Raw genomic sequence first — 16,223 nt, forward strand, 5'->3', positions numbered from 1 at the left:
GGAGGCCTTCAGGCCACCGCCCTCGCTGAACTTCAGATCGCTCCAGACGCGTCCGGCATCCAGGTAGCCCGCGAAGGTGAAGTCGAACTGCTGGCCCCAGGGCTCCACGGAGAGCGGGGTCCACCTCAGCTCCCCATTGAGCAGCAGCTTGACCGGTCCCTGATAGCGGCGCAGGAGGATGCCTCGCGCGGAGAAGACGCCGCCCAGGCCATCCTTGCCCTCGAGCCCACCGAAGAAGGGCATGAGGGAGATGGGGACTTCACCGCCCATCACATCGAGCAGGCCGCGCCACCCCATCACCAGGCGCGGGTACCCGGGGATGACGGGGTGGAAGAACCGGGTGTGGAGGGTGGCACCCCAGTAGTTGAACTGGCTGCCGATGGGGCCTGCGCCCCCGCGCACCGACAGCTCGTGGAACATGCCCAGGGTGGGGGAGGACTCGATGTCGCGGGTGTCGTATTGGAAGCCGAAGACCAGCTCGGAGGCGCGCTCCGAGAGGGGCTCGGCGAGGGTGCCCTCATGGGCCTCGAACCGGCCCGCGGAGGTGTCCTCGATGAGCTTCGAGTCGCCGCTCTGGCCCAGATCCTCCGTCGAGTAGCGCATCCGGATCCGGTCCACGCGCAGGCGGTAGCCCAGGAAGAGCAGCCAGGTGTCTGAGAGCTTGCGCCTCGCGTTGAGACGGATGCGCGGCAGACTCCGGTGGTCATAGGTGTAGTAGCGCAGGCCGCGGAACTCGGAGTTGTCCGGGCACACATCCGGGTCGGTCTCCAGGGCGTCCCGATCCGTGCAGGCCGAGAACTCCTTCTCATACGACGCGGTGTTGCCCAGGCCGTAGTAGGGCGCGAACTTGGTCCGGGTGTAGGCGAGCTCCAGGCCCAGGCGCCACTGGGAGTCGAGGAAGCGGGGAGCGTCCACGTTGATGAGGTGGGCCGCCACCTGCCGCGTGGTCTGGAAGAGCTGCAACAGCACCGAGTAGCGAAAGGGCTCGTAGGTGCCATCCGCCCGGTCGACGAAGAGCAGGATCGCGCCGTAGCCGAACCCCTCGTCGGTGTTGAAGTTGATGGCAGGCACGCCCTGGATGTCCCAGCCCGTGCGGCGGCCGGGCCTCGTGGGGGCGTCTGGAGGAGGAGGGGACTCAGGAGGAAGTGCGGGGTCCGGGGGAATGACGGGGGCGGGGGGAGGTCCAGCCTCGGGGGGCGGGGTTTGCGCCGGGGGCGTGGCGCTGGGAGGCTCCGAGGACTCCTGGGCCCAGACAGCGGAGGGAGCCAGGAGGAGGCAGCTCAGCAGAATGAGGACGATGCGGCCCCAAGGGGGACGGGGCAAGGCGCGGAGGGGATTCCAGCTCATGGGCACTCGTGCGCTCGGGAGGGAGAGACGGTACGTCGGGGCGGGTCGCGCCGTCCACGGGAGAGCCCGCTGCTCAGCGAACGCCCTGCGTGAGAGGAGGGAGCTCGCCGCAGGGCTCGGGGGCGGGCGGGCAGGCGTGCATCGACCTGGTGATTGGATTAGGTACAGGGTCATGTCTCCCGATGCTCCAGGCAGTGTCTTTCAGGGTGAGGCTCGCACGGTGGCGGCGCTGTGGCCCGCCAAGGTGGCCGAGCTGACGGCGGAGGCCCGCGTCCGCCGCGCGCTTCCTCGGGCGGGGCTGCGCCGCATCGGACCGTTCGTGTTCTGTGATCACTTCGGGCCAGTTCCGGCGAAGCCGGAGTCCATGGGCATCCCCGCGCATCCCCACGTCGGGCTGCAGACGGTGACGTACCTCTTCTCGGGCGAGTCGCGTCACACGGACTCGCTGGGCTCGGATCAGATCATCCGGCCTGGCGACGTGAACTGGATGACGGGGGGCAGCGGCATCGTCCACGCCGAGGAGGTGCTCCCCGGCCCAGGGGAGCTGCATGGCATGCAGACCTGGGTTGGGCTGCCCCAGGCCCACCGGAGGATCGCGCCGGCCTTTGCTCACTTCTCCAGCGTGGTGCTCCCTCGGCTCGAGTTCGCCGGCGCGCGCGTGCGGGTCGTCGCCGGGCGGGTCGGAGAGGCGGCCTCGCCCGTCCCCACCTTCCAGCCGCTGACGTACCTCGACGTGGAGCTGGAGCCGGGCGCCACGCTCCACCTGCCGGTGGAAGCAGCGCAGTCCCTGGGCGTCTACGTGGCCGTGGGCGAGCTGGAGATCAGCGCGCAGCGGGTGGACTCGGGAGTGCTGGCCCACTTGAGCGAGTCCTCGCCCTTGTTGGTGCTGAGCTCGAAGGCTGGAGCCCGCGCCATCGTGCTGGGCGGCGAGCCGCTCCCAGAGCCCACGGTGATCTGGTGGAACTTCGTGGTGGACAGCGTCGCCGAGGGCAAGGCGCTCCAGGCGGACTGGGAGGCGGGGCGGTTTCCCTCCATCCCGGGTTCGTAGGGGTTGCATTCAGGTCCTGAGGTCGTTACGGCCATGAGGCATCGACAGGGGGAGGCGTTTCACCGCGCCTCAGAGCCGGGCTGCCCGGATCAGGTGAACCATGAGCCGTATCTGCCAGGATGATGTAGGGCAGTGTGACTTCATTGACGTGCTCGAGGAGACGGTCCTGCGGCGACGCCCGGTGGCCGTGCAGCTCCGGGCCGGCGAGACCTTTATCGATCAGATGATGGATGTGGTGACGGAGGCGGGGACCGAATTCGCGGTCTTCCGCTCGCATCCTCGAGTCCCCGTCAGGGAGATCGCCGCCGTCTCGCGCTCGGAGCAACACGCGACGCCTTGAGCCTCGCGCCGCCGGGTGTAGGGTGCGCTCCGGATGAGCATCGATCTGTCACCCGAGGCCCTGCGCTGCCACCGCGCTGACGCGCGCGAGGAGGACGGCTACCGGGCTGCGCTGGGGGAAGCCCGCGCCAGCCTGCTCCTCACGGATCCGCCGTACTGCCTGCTCACCCGGCGCAGGAAGGGCGGGGACGAGCGAGACCCACGCGCCCACAAGAAGATCGATCGGAACCCGATCGTCCGCTTCGAGACGGTGAGGGACTACCGCGCCTTCACGGAGGCCTGGATGAGGCGGGCCGTGGCCTGGCTCACGGCCGAGGCGCCCCTGGTCATCTGGACGAACCTGCTGGGCAAGGAGCCCATCACCACGGTGGCGCGGGAGCTCGGCTACACGCACCTGCGCGGCGAGTACGTGTGGGGCAAGCGCACCACGGACAAGAATGCCAACGAGCAGCTCCTGCGAGTGTACGAGGTGGCGCTGGTGTTCGCGCGCACGCCTGCGCCAGTGCCGGGCCCCGGAGAGCTGTCCACGGTCTGGGCGGTGGTGAGTGGCTACGACGATGACGGCGAGGCGGAGCGGTGGGGCAGCCATCCCCACCACAAGCCCTTCTCGGTGCTCGAGCCGCTGGTGAGGACCTACAGCCGGCCTGGAGAGACGATCCTGGATCCGTTCGCGGGGAGCGGCTCGACCCCCGCGGCGGCGGTGCGGTTGGAACGGAGGCCGGCGTGCATGGAGCTCGAGCCCGAGTGGGCCGAGCGAGTCACGCGCCGCCTGCAGGAGACAGCGCGTGAGCGCTACTCGTAGGCCTCGAAGGTGAAGGTGAGCTGGAGGTTGGCTTCCGCCGAGTTGGGCTTTGCGAAGCCTGGCGCCGCCGGTCCCCGGATGGCCGCCTTGAAGGAGCCATTCAGCAGCCTCGAGCGATCTTCTCCAGTGATGGTGTCGGAGTCGAAGTCCACATCCAGCTCCTGCGAGCCGCTGCCTTCGGGGTTCGTGATGTGGCCCACGGGGTAGGTGTTCTCCGAGTCGTTCATCACGAAGAAGACCTCGAGCTTCTCGGTGAACACCTCCTCCAGCTTCGTCACGCCCAAGGACTGCGCGCCCAGCAGCAGGGTGAGCGAGGCGATCTCGATGCGCGAAGGCTCCTTCCCCTCCAGCTTCGCGCGAGCATCGTTGACGAACGCGCCGTAGGGGTTGCCGGACTCGGTGGTGATGCCCTTGTCCTCGCTGATGACACCACTCGTGGAGTCGTCCGCCTTGGCCTTGAGGTTGATGGCGACGGGGGCCGAGAAGCCGACCGGGTCACCGCACCCGGACAGCATGAGGACTCCAAGAACCACTGCAACAGAGCTGAAGCGCATGATCGGATCTACCTTCTCCGCACGAACCCGGCCATTCGTGTCCCCCTGTTGACCCTCGCCACCTCCAAGCGGCCACGCTTCGAGGCAGGTGGTTGTCAGTGCGAGGGTAGGCGTCAGAGCGCGCGGTAGATCCGTGTCTCCGCCCACCTGGGGGTGTCCGTGGGGCGCGACGTCCACCAGTTCAGCGCGATGGTGCGCCGCAGCCGGGAGCGCCCGGGGAGCTTCCGGTCCGGGATCTGGTTGTTCGCGTCGAGCACACCGTGGGTGAGCTTCCCGTCGAAGACGACGAAGCGGTTGGGGCGAGGGGCCACGAGCGTCAGGTCATCCAGCCTTCGGGGAGCCATCGAGGGGTTGGAGGGATCCGGGGGCTGCGGGGTGATGGCCAAGGCGCCACCGCGGACGCGGTTCAGGAAGAGCACGGAGGACAGCCGCGGGTGCACCAGCCGCCCGGTGCGCAGGGCGAGCTTCTCGTCGCGATCCCGGTGGAAGTCCACCCGCACATCCGTGGTGTACATGCGGCTCAGCCACCACTCTACCCCGGTGATGCGAAGGTGCCTCACGACTCGGGGCCTGAGGAAGAGGATGGCCTCCTCCACGACGTTGGTAGGCTCGCTGAAGTCGTACCAGAAGGTCGTCTGGTAGGTGGTGCGCAAGCGCTCGGTGCCCAGCGAGCCGACGCGCCGCAGCAGCCGGCGGAAGAGGGGCGCGGGCAGGGCGTTCTCGGTCAGCTCGGTGAAAGGGACGGACGGTTCCACGGTGGAAGCTTCTGCTGAATGGAAGATAGGCGCCACTCTCATTCGCCGATAGGCTGCGCCGCCTCCAACCGAGGCGAGAGAACTCCGGATGAAGGCACACCAGAAGATGCTCGTGGGCATCGTCGTCGGTACCGCGGCCGGGCTCGTGGCCCACGCGCTTGCCGGTGACTCCGCCGAGCTCACGTGGGTGGTGACGAACCTCACGCAGCCGGTGGGGCGGATCTTCATCCGTCTGCTGCTCATGCTGGTGGTTCCGCTGCTCTTCGCCGCGCTGGTGATGGGCGTGTGCGAGCTGGATCTGCGGCAGATTGGCCGGATCGGGTGGAAGACCCTCGTCTATACCGTGGCCTTCTCCACCATCGCCGTGCTCCTGGGGTTGCTGCTGGTCAACACGCTGCAGCCCGGTGCCGGCTTCAGCGAGGAGGCCCGCGCCGCCGCGAGGAACAACCCCTCGGCGCTCAAGTCCGCGCCCACGCCCACCAGCACCTCGCCCGCCGCGCTCATCGTCAACATGGTGCCGGACAACCCGGTCCGCGCGGCCGCGGACGGGGACATGATCGGCCTCATCCTCTTCTCCCTCATCTTTGGCACCGGGCTCGCGCTGACGCAGACGCCCGCCGCCCGCCGGCTGCGCGAGGTGATCCAGGGGCTCTATGACGTGATGATGCGGCTCATCGATGGGGTGCTGCGTCTGGCTCCCTATGGCGTGGCCGCGCTGCTCTTTTCCGTGATGGCGCAGCTCGGCGTGGAGGTGCTGCGGCAGATCCTCGCGTACGTGGCGGTGGTGCTGCTGGCGCTCGGGCTGCACATGTTCGGTGTGTACTCGCTCTCGGTGCGCTTCCTGGGAGGGCGCAACCCGCTGGGCTTCTTCCGTGACATCCGCCTGGCCATGGTCACGGCCTTCTCCACCGCCTCCTCCAGCGCCACGCTGCCCGCCGCGCTCAAGGTCGCCGAGGAGAACCTGAAGCTGCCGCGCCACGTGTCCCGCTTCGTCCTCACCGCTGGCGCGGCCATGAACCAGAACGGCACCGCGCTCTTCGAGGGCGTCACCGTGCTCTTCCTCGCCCAGGTGTACGCCGTGCCCCTGAGCCTGGGGGATCAGGCGATCATCATGTTCATCTGCGTGCTCGCGGGCATCGGCACTGCGGGCGTGCCGGCCGGCTCCCTCCCAGTCGTCCTGATGATCCTGGGCCTCTTCAAGATTCCTCCGGAGGGGATCGGGCTGATTCTGGGCGTGGATCGCTTCCTGGACATGTGCCGCACCACCCTGAACGTCAGCGGAGACCTGGCCGCGGCGCTCTACGTGGCCCGCGGGGAGCCGGCGGAGGGCGACCCCTCAGGGGACAGTGCCGAGCCGTCCACCTCTTGACGGGTGCATGTCGCGCGATGCGGCGGAACGGACCAGGGCGCGATATACCGTCCCCAGTCCCCTCCCCGGAGGAGGGGAGACCTCACCCCGAGCCCCACATCCGGAACGCGCGCCAGAGCCTCCCTGCCCGCAGCCAGACCGACCCGCCAGGCAGGGGTTTGCTCGCCTCGCAAGGGCTTCTCAGTCCCATGCGCATGCCGGAACGGACTCGCAATCTTCTGGAAGCAGTACCACCCACAGCCGCAGCCCGAGGAGTCGCGTCATGAAGATCGCCAAGGATCGAATCATTGCGTTGGAGTACAAGCTGCACCTGGGCGATGGAGAAGTCATCGACCAGAGCGAGCCCGGCCAGCCGCTTTCCTATATGCACGGGCGTGGGCAGATCGTCCCCGGCCTGGAGGGGGCCCTGGAGGGGCTGGGGATTGGCGATGCCAAGAAGGTCGTGGTGCCTCCAGCCCAGGGCTACGGCGAGCATGACGCTCGGGGCCTCCAGGAGGTACCGCGCACCATGTTCCCGGCCACTGCCGAGCTAAAGCCGGGCATGCGCCTGGCCGCGCAGACAGATGGGGGCGAAGTCATCCCCATTGGCATCCATGAGGTGAAGGGCGACACGGTCATCGTCGACCTGAACCACCCGTTGGCAGGCAAGACGCTGCACTTCGACGTCACCGTGCGCAGCGTCCGGGACGCCACCGCCGAGGAGGTGTCCCATGGGCATGCCCACGGGCCAGACGGGCACCACCATGATCACGGCGACCATGGCCACGGCCATGACCATGACCATGACCATGACCATGACCACGACCATGGCCACGACCACAAGGGTCACGGCCACAAGTGATGAGGGGAGGGGCTCCAGGGGGCGCACCCGGCACTTCGAGGCCGGTGCCGTCATCGGCGAGTCCCCGTGACTTCCTGAAACGCGGGCGCGTACGCTCCGCGGCATGGCAAACATCGCGATTGTGGGCGCAGGTCAGGCCGGGCTCTTCCTGGGGTTCGGCCTGCTCGAGGATGGCCACGAGGTCACGCTGTTTTCGGATCAGACGCATGATGCGATCCTGAACGGCCGGGTGCCCTCGGGCATGGGACTCTTTGAGGACGCGGTGAAGAAGGAAGCCGCGCTGGGGCTCACCTTCTGGGAAGAGGTGATGACGCTGGGGGAAGGGGCCGTCCTCCAGATGATCAACCCCGATGGCAGCGTCTGGCTGCAGATCACCCCGCCCGTGCCGCGACCCCATCGGGGCGTCGATCAGCGGCTGAAGAACTCACGGTGGATGCAGGAGCTGGAGCGCCGTGGCGCGACGGTTCGCATCGTCCCCCTCGCGAGCCCGGGCGATCTCGACGCGCAGGTCGCCGGCTTCGATCTCGTCCTGGTCGCCACGGGCAAGGGCCCATTCTCCCAGCTCTTCGCGAGAGATCCCCAGCGGAGCCCGTTCGACAGGCCGCCGCGCCACATCATCGGCCTTCACGTGAAGAACTTCCGCCCCGAGGTTCGCACCGGGACGATCCGACTCCTGCCGGGAGTGGGGGAGTTCGTCCACACGCCCTTCTACAGCCGGGAGAACCTCCAAGGACGCTTCCTCCTTATCGAGGGGATCCCGGGCGGACCGCTGGATGGGTTCCCGCGTGAGCTGTCGGGCCGTGAGCTGCTGGAGGCGGTTCAGCAGACCCTCCGCGCGCTGATCCCCGGCCAGCTGGAGGACTTGAAGGAGGCAGAGCTCATCAGCGAGCAGTGCTGGCTTCGCGGCAGCATCACGCCCACCGTCCGCCACCCAGTGAGCCGGCTGGCCTCTGGCAGGTCGGTGCTGGGCCTGGGCGACGCCGTCACGGCGCACGATCCGTTGGCGGCGCAGGGGGGCAACAACGCGACCCACATGGCGGACTTCTACCGGAGCCGCATCCGAGAGCACACCGGGCGGACCTTCACCGCGGAGTGGATGCAACAGACCTTCGACGACTTCTGGCACGCCTATGGGCAGTACGCGATGGGGGTGACGGCTGGCCTGCTCATGCCTCCGGCTCCCCACCAGCAGGCGGTGCTCGCCTCAGCGCACCAGGTGCCCGCCGTGGCCGCGGCGCTCATCGACGGCCTGTTCGATCCCCGGACGCTCTTTCCATGGTTCGTGGATCCTGCCTTCACCGGCGAGTTCCTGAGCTCCCGGGGAGTCCCACTGGCGCTGCTGGAGCAGTTCCAGCTCGCCCCTCATCCTTCATAGGCGTGACGTCCTCTTCAAGTCCCGCCCCAAGCAGCCACCGGTGGTGCTGCTGGTCGCCCATGGCGAGCCTGACGTCAGGCAGCGCGAGGCCGAGCGCGTCGGAGCGGATGGCTATGCCGTCTACCCGCTGGGCGTGGAGTGGCTGGCCAAGCAGTCCGCGCAGTTCGTGAAGACCCCCTGAGGGAGCAATGGCCATGGAGCGCAAGCTCGTTTCGATTCAGACCGTGGAGAACATCACCCCCATCGAGGGCGCCGACCAGATCGTGGCGGCCCGCGTCATGGGCTGGAACGTTGTGGTCAAGAAGGGTGAGTTCCAGTCGGGAGACCCCTGCGTCTTCTTCGAGATCGACAGCGTGTTGCCCCAGGGCGCGCCATGGGCCGAGTTCCTCCGTCCTCACGGCTTCCGCGTGAAGACCCTCAAGCTGCGCGGCGTGCTGTCCCAGGGCCTGGCGCTGCCCGTCTCCATCCTGGGCGGCGAGGTGCCCCCGCCGGGCATCGACCTCCGTGAGCGCCTGGGCGTCATCAAGTACGAGCCCGCCCTGCCCGACACACGTGAGGTCGCCGGCCCCTTCCCGGCCGAGGTGCCCAAGACGGACGAGCTCCGCCTGCAGTCTGCGCTCGGCGTGCTCGACGAGCTGCGCGGTCGCCCCTTCTACGTGTCCACCAAGTGCGACGGCACCTCGGCGACCTTCTTCCGGTCGGTCGACGGCGGCGCGCTGGTGGTGTGCTCGCGCAACTGGGCGCTGAGACCCGGGCCCAACCCGGTGTGGCGAGTGGTGGAGGCCCTGCGTCTCTCCGAGCTGCTGCCGCCGGGCATGGCGGTGCAGGGCGAGCTGTGCGGGCCGGGCATCCAGAAGAACCGCCTGGGGTTGGCCTCGGTCGAGCTGCGGGTGTTCAGCGCCTACGACGCACGCCCGGGTGCCGGCCGGTTCCTGGGCTACCACGACTTCGAGTCCTTCTGCGCCGAGCACGGGCTGACCCACGTGCCCATCGAGCAGGTCGTTCAGGGCGAGGAGGCGGCTCGGTTCGAGCACAGCCTCGACGGCTGGCTCGAGCGCGCCCGGGGCTTCTACACCGGCACGAAGAACCGCAAGGAGGGCATCGTCGTCCGGCCGCTGGTCGAGGCCGCTTCGACGACGCTGGGCGGCAGGCTGTCGTTCAAGGTCCTCAACAACGACTACCTGCTCAAGGACGAGGACTGAGCCGCTCGCCCGGGCCCGTGTAGAAACGGGCCCCCACGGCGAGTATCGTTGCGCCCCCAATGAGCCACCCCGCCTCGAACGAGACGACCCCCCACGATCCCACGGATGCCCCGCCGGGGGCCTCGCCCTCCGCGGGCCAGGACCCCGAGCGCTACTGGCTGGAGAACGTGTACCAGGGCGGTATTCGCCAGCTCACCCCGCGCGCGGTCGTCGCCGGCATGCTCATCGGCATGGTGATGTGCCTGTCCAACCTGTACGTCATCCTCAAGACGGGCTGGAGCATGGGCGTCACCATCACCGCCTGCATCCTCGCCTTCACCTTCTTCAACGTGATGCGCGAGCTGCGCCTCTTCAAGAAGGACTTCTCCCCCCTGGAGAACAACGCCATGGGCTCCGTGGCGTCCGCCGCGGGCTACATGACGGGTGGCGGCAACATGGCCGCCGTGCCCGCACTGCTCCTGCTCACCGGCACGCTGCCCGGCACGGGGTGGTTGGTGCTGTGGCTCGCCGTCATCGCCGCGCTGGGCGTCTTCGCCGCCATCCCCATCAAGCGCCAGCTCATCAACATCGAGGCGCTGCCGTTCCCCACGGGCACCGCCACCGCCGAGACCATCAAGGCGCTCCACGGCCACGGAGAGGTGGCCCGTCAGAAGGCGCGGCTGCTCGGCGGGGCAGGATTGCTCGGCGCCATCATCGCGGTGCTGCGCGAGGCCAAGAGCGCCTGGCTCAACACAAATGCTCCCTCGTTCCTGCACCTGCCGTTCATGCCCGCCAAGGTGAGCGTGCCCTTCATCTCCATCCGTGGCCGCCCGGCTGGCGACTGGGGCCTGTCCCTCGATCTGAGCCTGCTGCTCATCGGAGGCGGCATGCTCATGAGCTGGAAGACCGGCTGGTCCATGCTCCTGGGCGCCGTCCTCACCTATGGCTTCTTCGCCCCGGCCATGGTCGATCAGGGCTTCATCACCGCCGTCAACTACAAGGCCATCAACACCTGGATGCTGTGGACGGGAGCGGCGCTGCTCGTCTCCTCGGGCCTGCTCTCCTTCGCCTTCCAGTGGCGCAGCGTGGCCCGCTCGTTCAAGGCCCTCTCGGGAGTGTTTGGGAAGAAGACCGACGCGGCCGACGATCCCATGGCCGCCGTCGAGTGTCCTCCCACCTGGTTCCCCATGGGCTTCGCCATCCTCGGGCCCGTCGCCGTGGCGCTCATGGCGTACCTCTTCCAGATCCCCGTGTGGGCCGGCGTGCTCGCGCTCCCACTCGCCGTGGTCATGGGCTTCATCGCCTCGCGCGTCACCGGTGAGACGGACACCACCCCCACCAAGGCGCTCGGCCCGGTGACGCAGCTCATCTACGGAGGACTGGCGCCCGGCAACGTCGCCGCCAACATCATGAGCGCCAACGCCACCGGTGGCGTGGGGCTGCATGCGGCCGATCTGCTGACGGACCTCAAGTCCGGCTGGTTGCTCGGCGGCAACCCCCGGCAGCAGTTCATCGGCCAGCTCTTCGGCGTGGTTGCGGGCGCGGCCATCGTCGTGCCTGCCTTCAATCTGCTGGTGCCCGATGCGAAGGTCCTCGGCACCGAGGAGTTTCCTGCTCCCGGCGTGCTGATCTGGGCGGGCGTCTCTCAGATGTTGTCGGTGGGCCTGGAGGCCCTGCACCCCAGCGCTCGTGTGGGAGCGCTGTGCGGCGGCCTGCTGGGCATCGCCCTGGTGCTGATGGAGCGCTGGGCTCCCAAGGCCGCGAAGCCCTACATCCCCTCCGCCGCGGGCTTCGGACTGGCCATCGTCATCCCGGGCTCCAGCTCGATCAGCTTCTGCATCGGCGCGGCGATCGCGGAGTTCCTGCGCCGGCGCAAGCCTCAGGTGGCCGAGGCCGCCGTGCTCCCCGTGGGCTCAGGCTTCCTCGCTGGCGAGAGCTTGATGGGCATTGGCCTCATCATGCTCAAGGCCTTCAACTTCATGCCGAAGTAGGGCGCACCCCGCCAGCGCGCGGGCCCCAACCGAGGACGAAACGCGGCGGCCTGAGGCGCGTGCGTCTGCGCAGCCCTCCCAGGTGGGATAGCCGCCTACGAGCGGCGGCGCCGCAGCCCCGGGACGTCATGGCCCTTGGGGCCATTGTCTGGAGGCGGGGTGGGCTTCACGCCCCGCTGCTTGAGGGTCCAGTAGCGCTGCTGAAGCTGCAGGTTGAGCGGATCGGCGCTCAGCGCCTTCTCATACTCTGTGAGCGCCAGGTTGATGCTGCCCTGGGACTCCCAGGCGGCCGCCGTGGTGGCGTGGATCCGCTCTCGGGCCTCGGTGCCTGGGTGGGCCAGCAGGTAGCGGGCCCGCAGGGATTCGATCTCGGTGGCGGTCAGGCCACTGGAGATGCAGCGAGCCACGCCTGCGAAGTTGGAGCGCCAGGCGTCGTGCTCGATGCGCTGGCGGGGGTGGCCCAGCAGATCCGAGGCCTTCTCGACGCGCAAGCGCATCTCGGCCAGCTCGCGCGCCTGGCGGGTCGACAGCGGCCGGGCGGAGATGGTCTCCAGCGCGCTGATGGCGGCGCGGGCGTGCTGGCGCACGTCATCGAACGTGGCGTCCTGCGGCAGCGACAGCAGCACGTACGGATCGCTGTTCATGCGCTGCGCGAGCATGGTCAGCAGCGCATCCGCCTGCGGATCGTCCAGGACGACCTTGGGTGCGGCGAGCGGCGGGTGCTGCCCCTGGGCCACGCGGGCCAGGGCGTCGCGCGCCACGGCGGACAGGTCAACGAACTGGACGGCGAAGCCCGCGCGCATGCCCCAGGAGGAGGCCTGGGCCGGCGTGACATGGCGGACGACCTCGCCGATGCAGGGCAGGTGCCTGTCGCGCAGCTCCAGGGTGAGGGCGACGCGCGAGCGCAGCGGGGGAAGGGCTCCCTCGGTGCACAGGAAAGCGCCGGCCCGGCTCAGATCCGTGCACGCCATGCGGGCTGGCTCGAGGCCCGGAACGAGCACCACCCGTGCGGTGACCTCGAGCGGCGGAGGCGACGCGGGGCGGCGGGGCGGCGCGGGCGCGGTGGGCGGGATGCCCATCGCCGTGTCCGCAGGCAGCGAGGGCGGAGCAGGCGGGGAAGGCGCGGCGAGGGACGGAGGCGAGGCCGACGCCTGGCCCGTGAGCGCCTGCTCCAGCGCGGTGCGCATCTCGGCCGAGGTCCCGAAGCGGTCCTCCGCGCGCTTGGCCATGGCGCGCATGACGATCTGGGAGAGGGGGACGGGCACCGAGGGGTTCAGCTCGTGGGGCGCCGTGGGCATCTCCTGCAGGTGGGCGTGCAGCAGGCTCCCCAGCCCTCCCTTGCCGAACGGCGTCCGGCCGGTGAGCAGCTCGTAGGCGATGATCCCCAGCGCGTACAGATCCGTGCGCCCGTCCACGCCCTTGCCGGCCCACTGCTCGGGCGCCATGTACTCGGGGGTGCCGATGATGGTGCCCATCGAGGTCTGCCCCGGCGTGCGCCCCCCGTCGAGCAGCTTGGCGATGCCGAAGTCCAGCACCTTCACGAAGTGGGGCGTGCGGTCATGGCGCACGAGGAAGATGTTCTCCGGCTTGAGATCTCGGTGCACCACGCCGTTGAGGTGGGCCGCCTGAAGCGCGTCGCACACCTGCGTGAGGATGGGCACGATCACCGAGGGAGGCTGAGCGCTCCCCGTCAGCGAGGACAGGGGGCTGCCCTCGAGGTACTCCATGACAAGGTAGTGGCGCCTGGGGGGCAGCACGCTCATGTCGAAGATGTTGATGATGTTCTCGTGGCCGATGAGGTTGACGGCCCGGGCTTCTGCGAGGAAGCGCTGGACGAGGGCCTCGTTGGAGGCAAAGTGCTCGTGGAGGAACTTCACGGCGACCTTGCTGCCAATGAGGGTGTGCTCGCCGAGGTAGACGGTGCCCATGCCTCCGCCGCCCAGCTTGCGAACGAGGCGGAAGCTGCCCACCACCAGCCCGATCAGCGGATCCTTGGCCTCCGCGGCGGGCGTGGGCGCCTTGGGCGCGGCCGCGGCGTGGCCGTCGGGTGAAGTCTCCGGGGCAGCCCACCACTGCTCCGGGCTGCTCGCGTCCGGGCGGAGGTTGGTGGGGGACATCTCTCCTGGTGGGACCGGCGCAGGGTTGCCTACCGACGAGGTCGGATCTTCCCGCTCGGAATCCTCCGAGGGTCGCAGCTCAGGGTTCTTCACTTTCTCCTGAGGCATAAAAGACCCGGACTCCACCGCCTTCGTGCGTCCAATGCCCTCACCAGGGCGAACATCCCATGCTGCAAGGCCTGTGCACGCCAGCGCCTGCTGCGACCACATCGCCCAGAGGCACGATTGTCATCGCCTTTCTTCAAAATGGGAACACCCAACGCAAATGTTTCGTGAGAGCGGAATTGCGTGGAAGCGCAGCGATGGGGGCCTCGAATCCCGACAGCCTCGACATGCCGGTGGACCGGGCTGACACGTCGGGCCGACATGCCGGGCTCAGGGGCGGGGCCGCACGTTGCCGGGCATCCGGCGGAGCAGGTTGAGCAACCGGAGCGAGGAGTGCAGGTTGCCCTGGACCACCCACGGGTCGATCCGATCTCCACCATTGGTGAACTGCGGCGAGAGCACGAAGACGCGGACCCGGGCGCCGGTGAGGAGGGCGTGGAAGGGGGGGGCTCTCAGCAGTCCGTGGCTGACGCGGAGCTGGAGCGAGGGCTGGAAGAAGTCGAGATCGAGGGAGATCCAGTCGGCCTGGGTGGCACCGGGCTGCTCGAGGACCTGGCGCCAGTGGAGCTGCTCGGGATCCAGGAAGCCGGGCACTCGCACGGAGGCGCCCACGTCTCGCCCGCTCATCTGCGAGGAGCGCTCGGCTACCTCAGTGGTGAAGAAGACGTCCCGCTCGGTGAGGACAGCGGCAGTGGAGCCGGGACGCTTGAGCCCCTCGATGAGCGCCCACCAGGTGGCAGCCTGCTGGGGCCGACGGGCCTCCAGGTAGCTGTCCTTGCACCAGTCCGAGTGCCGGTCCGCATGGAAGAGCCCGTGCGGCAGCTCGCCCGTCGTCCCATAGTGGTAGAGCGCCACGTCGAGCATGTGGTGGTCGCGCAGCACGTAGTCTGTGAGGCCGGAGCGGCCGCGCAGCACCAGGACAATTCCTCTCAGCACCGCGTCGACGTCCGCCATCGTCAGGGCGTCGCGCCACGCGTGTTCCTCGAAGGTGTGCTGCTGGCCCTCGTAGGGCTTCTCGCCGGCCTCGCCTACCACGTCCTCGGGGCCGGACCAGCGGTGGATCCTGCGCTCGAAGCGCTCTGCCTCTCCCTCCGCGAGCACCTGGCGGATCACCTCCCGGATGTCGCTCCGGGTACCGGCGCCCGGGAGGGCCGGGACGAACGCGCCTGGCTCGGCGGAGCTTGTGGCCGCCCGGAGCTGGAACGCATAGGCGTCGTCGATGGGACGCTTCCAGTCGGAGTACCGGATGAGCACGGGCGAGTCTCTCGGGGAGGATCGAGTGTAGCCAACAGCCCAGGATCGGCGGAAATGCCGCTGGGAATGCGGCCTCGCCTCACTTCCCCTTGGTCAGCTCGAGGGCGAGGAACAGCCCGGCCTCTGCGAGCCCGGCGTTGACCATCTTCCGGCCCTGCTCGGACTCCATCACCTTGCGGGCCGCATCCCCTGCGGTGCCGATCTCCAGATCGAGCAGCATCATGAAGGCGCTCCATGCGGGGGTGGCCTCCACCGCCTTGCCGTAGCGCAGGGGCCGATCCTCGAGCGTGCTGGCCACCTTCTCCAGCAGCTTCTGTTCGTCCAGCCGCTTCGTCCGGCTCTTCATGGCCTCCCACGCCGCGGCCAGCAGGTCCTCCCAGATCCGGCCATCGATCGCGCGGCTCAGGCGCTGCGCGGCCTCCTCTTCGTCGATCTCGTGGGCCAGCGCATAGGTCGGCACGAGCCGGTTCACCACGACGGGGCGGGTGGCCAGGTGTCCCAGCCGGGATGGGTATCTCACGAGTGTGTCTCCTTCGGGTGCGTCACTACTGTACGCACCCGCGTCCCTTCACGACGCGGCGGGTAGGGCACATCCCTCTCTTTTGATGTAAGCTAGGGTGGGATAAGGAGGGAAGCCCATGCCAGCTTACGTGGTGGTCGAGATCGCCGTACACGATGCGCAGACCTATGAGCGGTACAAGCTGCTCGCGCCGCCGGCCATCACGGCCTATGGCGGCCGCTACCTGGCTCGCGGAGGCGCCACTGAGGCGCTCGAGGGCTCGTGGAGCCCGCCGCGGTTCGTGATCCTGGAGTTCCCCACGGTAGAGAAGGCGCGGGCGTGGTGGGCCTCTCCGGAGTACGCCCCGGCCAAGGCCCTGCGCCAGGCGGCGGCCGAGACGCGGATGCTGCTCGTCGAGGGGCTGCCGGTCCCCCTGGGCTGAGGGCCCGGGCGCTCCGAGGAATGTCAGACCTGAGCGGTAGTCTCTCTTCATTCCCGCAACGGCAAAGAAGGGGTCGATCATGCCTGACATCCGTGAGAATCCGTGCGTCTCGGTCAACAAGCTGGGGCAGTACCTCACCGCGACGCCGGCGCTGCGCAAGCGCATCATCCACGCTCAGAAGAACCCGCCGGACCCTCAGTACCT

Annotated in this window: 15 protein-coding genes and 1 pseudogene; 10 read left to right on the forward strand and 6 right to left on the reverse strand. The window is 68.7% G+C overall.

Annotation, left to right across the window (positions count from 1 at the left end; all coding sequences use genetic code 11):
- On the reverse strand, window positions 1-1,347 hold a 1,347-nt coding region (gene omp85, locus VD972_RS13580), incomplete at its 3' end, for an Omp85 family outer membrane protein (protein WP_324986443.1).
- A 172-nt stretch (window positions 1,348-1,519) separates the two neighbouring features.
- Between omp85 and VD972_RS13585 the strand changes: the two genes are divergently transcribed.
- The 3 genes from VD972_RS13585 to VD972_RS13595 all read left to right on the forward strand — a co-directional run bounded on the left by VD972_RS13585 (window position 1,520) and on the right by VD972_RS13595 (window position 3,536).
- Window positions 1,520-2,395, forward strand: a complete 876-nt coding sequence (locus tag VD972_RS13585) for a pirin family protein (protein ID WP_324986445.1) — start codon at window positions 1,520-1,522, stop codon at window positions 2,393-2,395.
- Between the two features lie 100 nt (window positions 2,396-2,495).
- Window positions 2,496-2,735, forward strand: a complete 240-nt coding sequence (locus VD972_RS13590) for a hypothetical protein (protein ID WP_324986448.1) — start codon at window positions 2,496-2,498, stop codon at window positions 2,733-2,735.
- A gap of 33 nt (window positions 2,736-2,768) precedes the next feature.
- A complete protein-coding gene (locus VD972_RS13595) occupies window positions 2,769-3,536 on the forward strand; it encodes a site-specific DNA-methyltransferase (RefSeq protein ID WP_324986451.1) in 768 nt (255 codons plus the stop codon).
- On the opposite strand, the gene VD972_RS13600 is transcribed toward VD972_RS13595, so the two are convergent.
- Both VD972_RS13600 and VD972_RS13605 read right to left on the reverse strand, forming a co-directional pair.
- Window positions 3,527-4,090 carry a hypothetical protein gene (locus VD972_RS13600; protein ID WP_324986454.1) on the reverse strand — a complete coding sequence of 188 codons (564 nt, stop codon included), beginning with the start codon at window positions 4,088-4,090 and terminating at the stop codon, window positions 3,527-3,529. The two genes, VD972_RS13595 and VD972_RS13600, sit on opposite strands and share 10 nt — an antisense overlap.
- 113 nt (window positions 4,091-4,203) lie before the next feature.
- Window positions 4,204-4,845 carry a hypothetical protein gene (locus tag VD972_RS13605; protein WP_324986457.1) on the reverse strand — a complete coding sequence of 214 codons (642 nt, stop codon included), beginning with the start codon at window positions 4,843-4,845 and terminating at the stop codon, window positions 4,204-4,206.
- Between the two features lie 88 nt (window positions 4,846-4,933).
- Between VD972_RS13605 and VD972_RS13610 the strand changes: the two genes are divergently transcribed.
- The 6 genes and pseudogenes from VD972_RS13610 to VD972_RS13635 all read left to right on the forward strand — a co-directional run bounded on the left by VD972_RS13610 (window position 4,934) and on the right by VD972_RS13635 (window position 11,602).
- Window positions 4,934-6,214: a dicarboxylate/amino acid:cation symporter gene (locus VD972_RS13610; protein ID WP_324986460.1), complete on the forward strand. Its 1,281-nt coding sequence runs from the start codon at window positions 4,934-4,936 to the stop codon at window positions 6,212-6,214.
- A gap of 262 nt (window positions 6,215-6,476) precedes the next feature.
- A pseudogene (locus VD972_RS13615) lies at window positions 6,477-6,959 on the forward strand (FKBP-type peptidyl-prolyl cis-trans isomerase); the annotation flags it as partial.
- A 199-nt stretch (window positions 6,960-7,158) separates the two neighbouring features.
- Window positions 7,159-8,430, forward strand: coding sequence for a styrene monooxygenase/indole monooxygenase family protein (locus VD972_RS13620; protein ID WP_324986463.1), 1,272 nt, complete (start codon window positions 7,159-7,161; stop codon window positions 8,428-8,430).
- Window positions 8,431-8,470: 40 nt separating this feature from the next.
- Complete coding sequence (locus VD972_RS13625) at window positions 8,471-8,611, forward strand: hypothetical protein (RefSeq protein ID WP_324986466.1); 141 nt, start codon at window positions 8,471-8,473, stop codon at window positions 8,609-8,611.
- A 13-nt stretch (window positions 8,612-8,624) separates the two neighbouring features.
- Window positions 8,625-9,632, forward strand: a complete 1,008-nt coding sequence (locus VD972_RS13630) for an RNA ligase family protein (RefSeq protein ID WP_324986468.1) — start codon at window positions 8,625-8,627, stop codon at window positions 9,630-9,632.
- 59 nt (window positions 9,633-9,691) lie between these two features.
- Window positions 9,692-11,602, forward strand: a complete 1,911-nt coding sequence (locus VD972_RS13635) for an OPT family oligopeptide transporter (protein WP_324986470.1) — start codon at window positions 9,692-9,694, stop codon at window positions 11,600-11,602.
- 95 nt (window positions 11,603-11,697) lie between these two features.
- On the opposite strand, the gene VD972_RS13640 is transcribed toward VD972_RS13635, so the two are convergent.
- From VD972_RS13640 to VD972_RS13650, 3 genes are all read right to left on the reverse strand, one after another.
- Window positions 11,698-13,719, reverse strand: coding sequence for a protein kinase domain-containing protein (locus VD972_RS13640; protein ID WP_324986473.1), 2,022 nt, complete (start codon window positions 13,717-13,719; stop codon window positions 11,698-11,700).
- A 375-nt stretch (window positions 13,720-14,094) separates the two neighbouring features.
- Window positions 14,095-15,078: a hypothetical protein gene (locus VD972_RS13645; protein WP_324986477.1), complete on the reverse strand. Its 984-nt coding sequence runs from the start codon at window positions 15,076-15,078 to the stop codon at window positions 14,095-14,097.
- A gap of 79 nt (window positions 15,079-15,157) precedes the next feature.
- Window positions 15,158-15,598, reverse strand: coding sequence for a hypothetical protein (locus tag VD972_RS13650; RefSeq protein ID WP_324986480.1), 441 nt, complete (start codon window positions 15,596-15,598; stop codon window positions 15,158-15,160).
- Between the two features lie 118 nt (window positions 15,599-15,716).
- Here VD972_RS13650 and VD972_RS13655 point away from each other — a divergent pair, with 118 nt between their 5' ends.
- Entirely contained in the window at window positions 15,717-16,019 is a 303-nt protein-coding gene (locus tag VD972_RS13655) for a DUF1330 domain-containing protein (RefSeq protein WP_324986482.1), read from the forward strand.
- The last annotated feature ends 204 nt before the right edge of the window (window positions 16,020-16,223 follow it).

Source organism: Hyalangium sp. (genome assembly GCF_035629615.1).
Classification (GTDB): Bacteria; Myxococcota; Myxococcia; order Myxococcales; family Myxococcaceae; genus Hyalangium.

Bases quoted from the DNA above. Each gene is read 5' to 3' on its own strand.
- VD972_RS13585 (WP_324986445.1), top strand. From the start codon at position 1,520: ATGTCTCCCGATGCTCCAGGCAGTGTCTTTCAGGGTGAGGCTCGCACG.
- VD972_RS13590 (WP_324986448.1), top strand. From the start codon at position 2,496: ATGAGCCGTATCTGCCAGGATGATGTAGGGCAGTGTGACTTCATTGAC.
- VD972_RS13595 (WP_324986451.1), top strand. From the start codon at position 2,769: ATGAGCATCGATCTGTCACCCGAGGCCCTGCGCTGCCACCGCGCTGAC.
- VD972_RS13600 (WP_324986454.1), bottom strand. From the start codon at position 4,090: ATGCGCTTCAGCTCTGTTGCAGTGGTTCTTGGAGTCCTCATGCTGTCC.
- VD972_RS13610 (WP_324986460.1), top strand. From the start codon at position 4,934: ATGAAGGCACACCAGAAGATGCTCGTGGGCATCGTCGTCGGTACCGCG.
- VD972_RS13620 (WP_324986463.1), top strand. From the start codon at position 7,159: ATGGCAAACATCGCGATTGTGGGCGCAGGTCAGGCCGGGCTCTTCCTG.
- VD972_RS13630 (WP_324986468.1), top strand. From the start codon at position 8,625: ATGGAGCGCAAGCTCGTTTCGATTCAGACCGTGGAGAACATCACCCCC.
- VD972_RS13635 (WP_324986470.1), top strand. From the start codon at position 9,692: ATGAGCCACCCCGCCTCGAACGAGACGACCCCCCACGATCCCACGGAT.
- VD972_RS13640 (WP_324986473.1), bottom strand. From the start codon at position 13,719: ATGTCCCCCACCAACCTCCGCCCGGACGCGAGCAGCCCGGAGCAGTGG.
- VD972_RS13655 (WP_324986482.1), top strand. From the start codon at position 15,717: ATGCCAGCTTACGTGGTGGTCGAGATCGCCGTACACGATGCGCAGACC.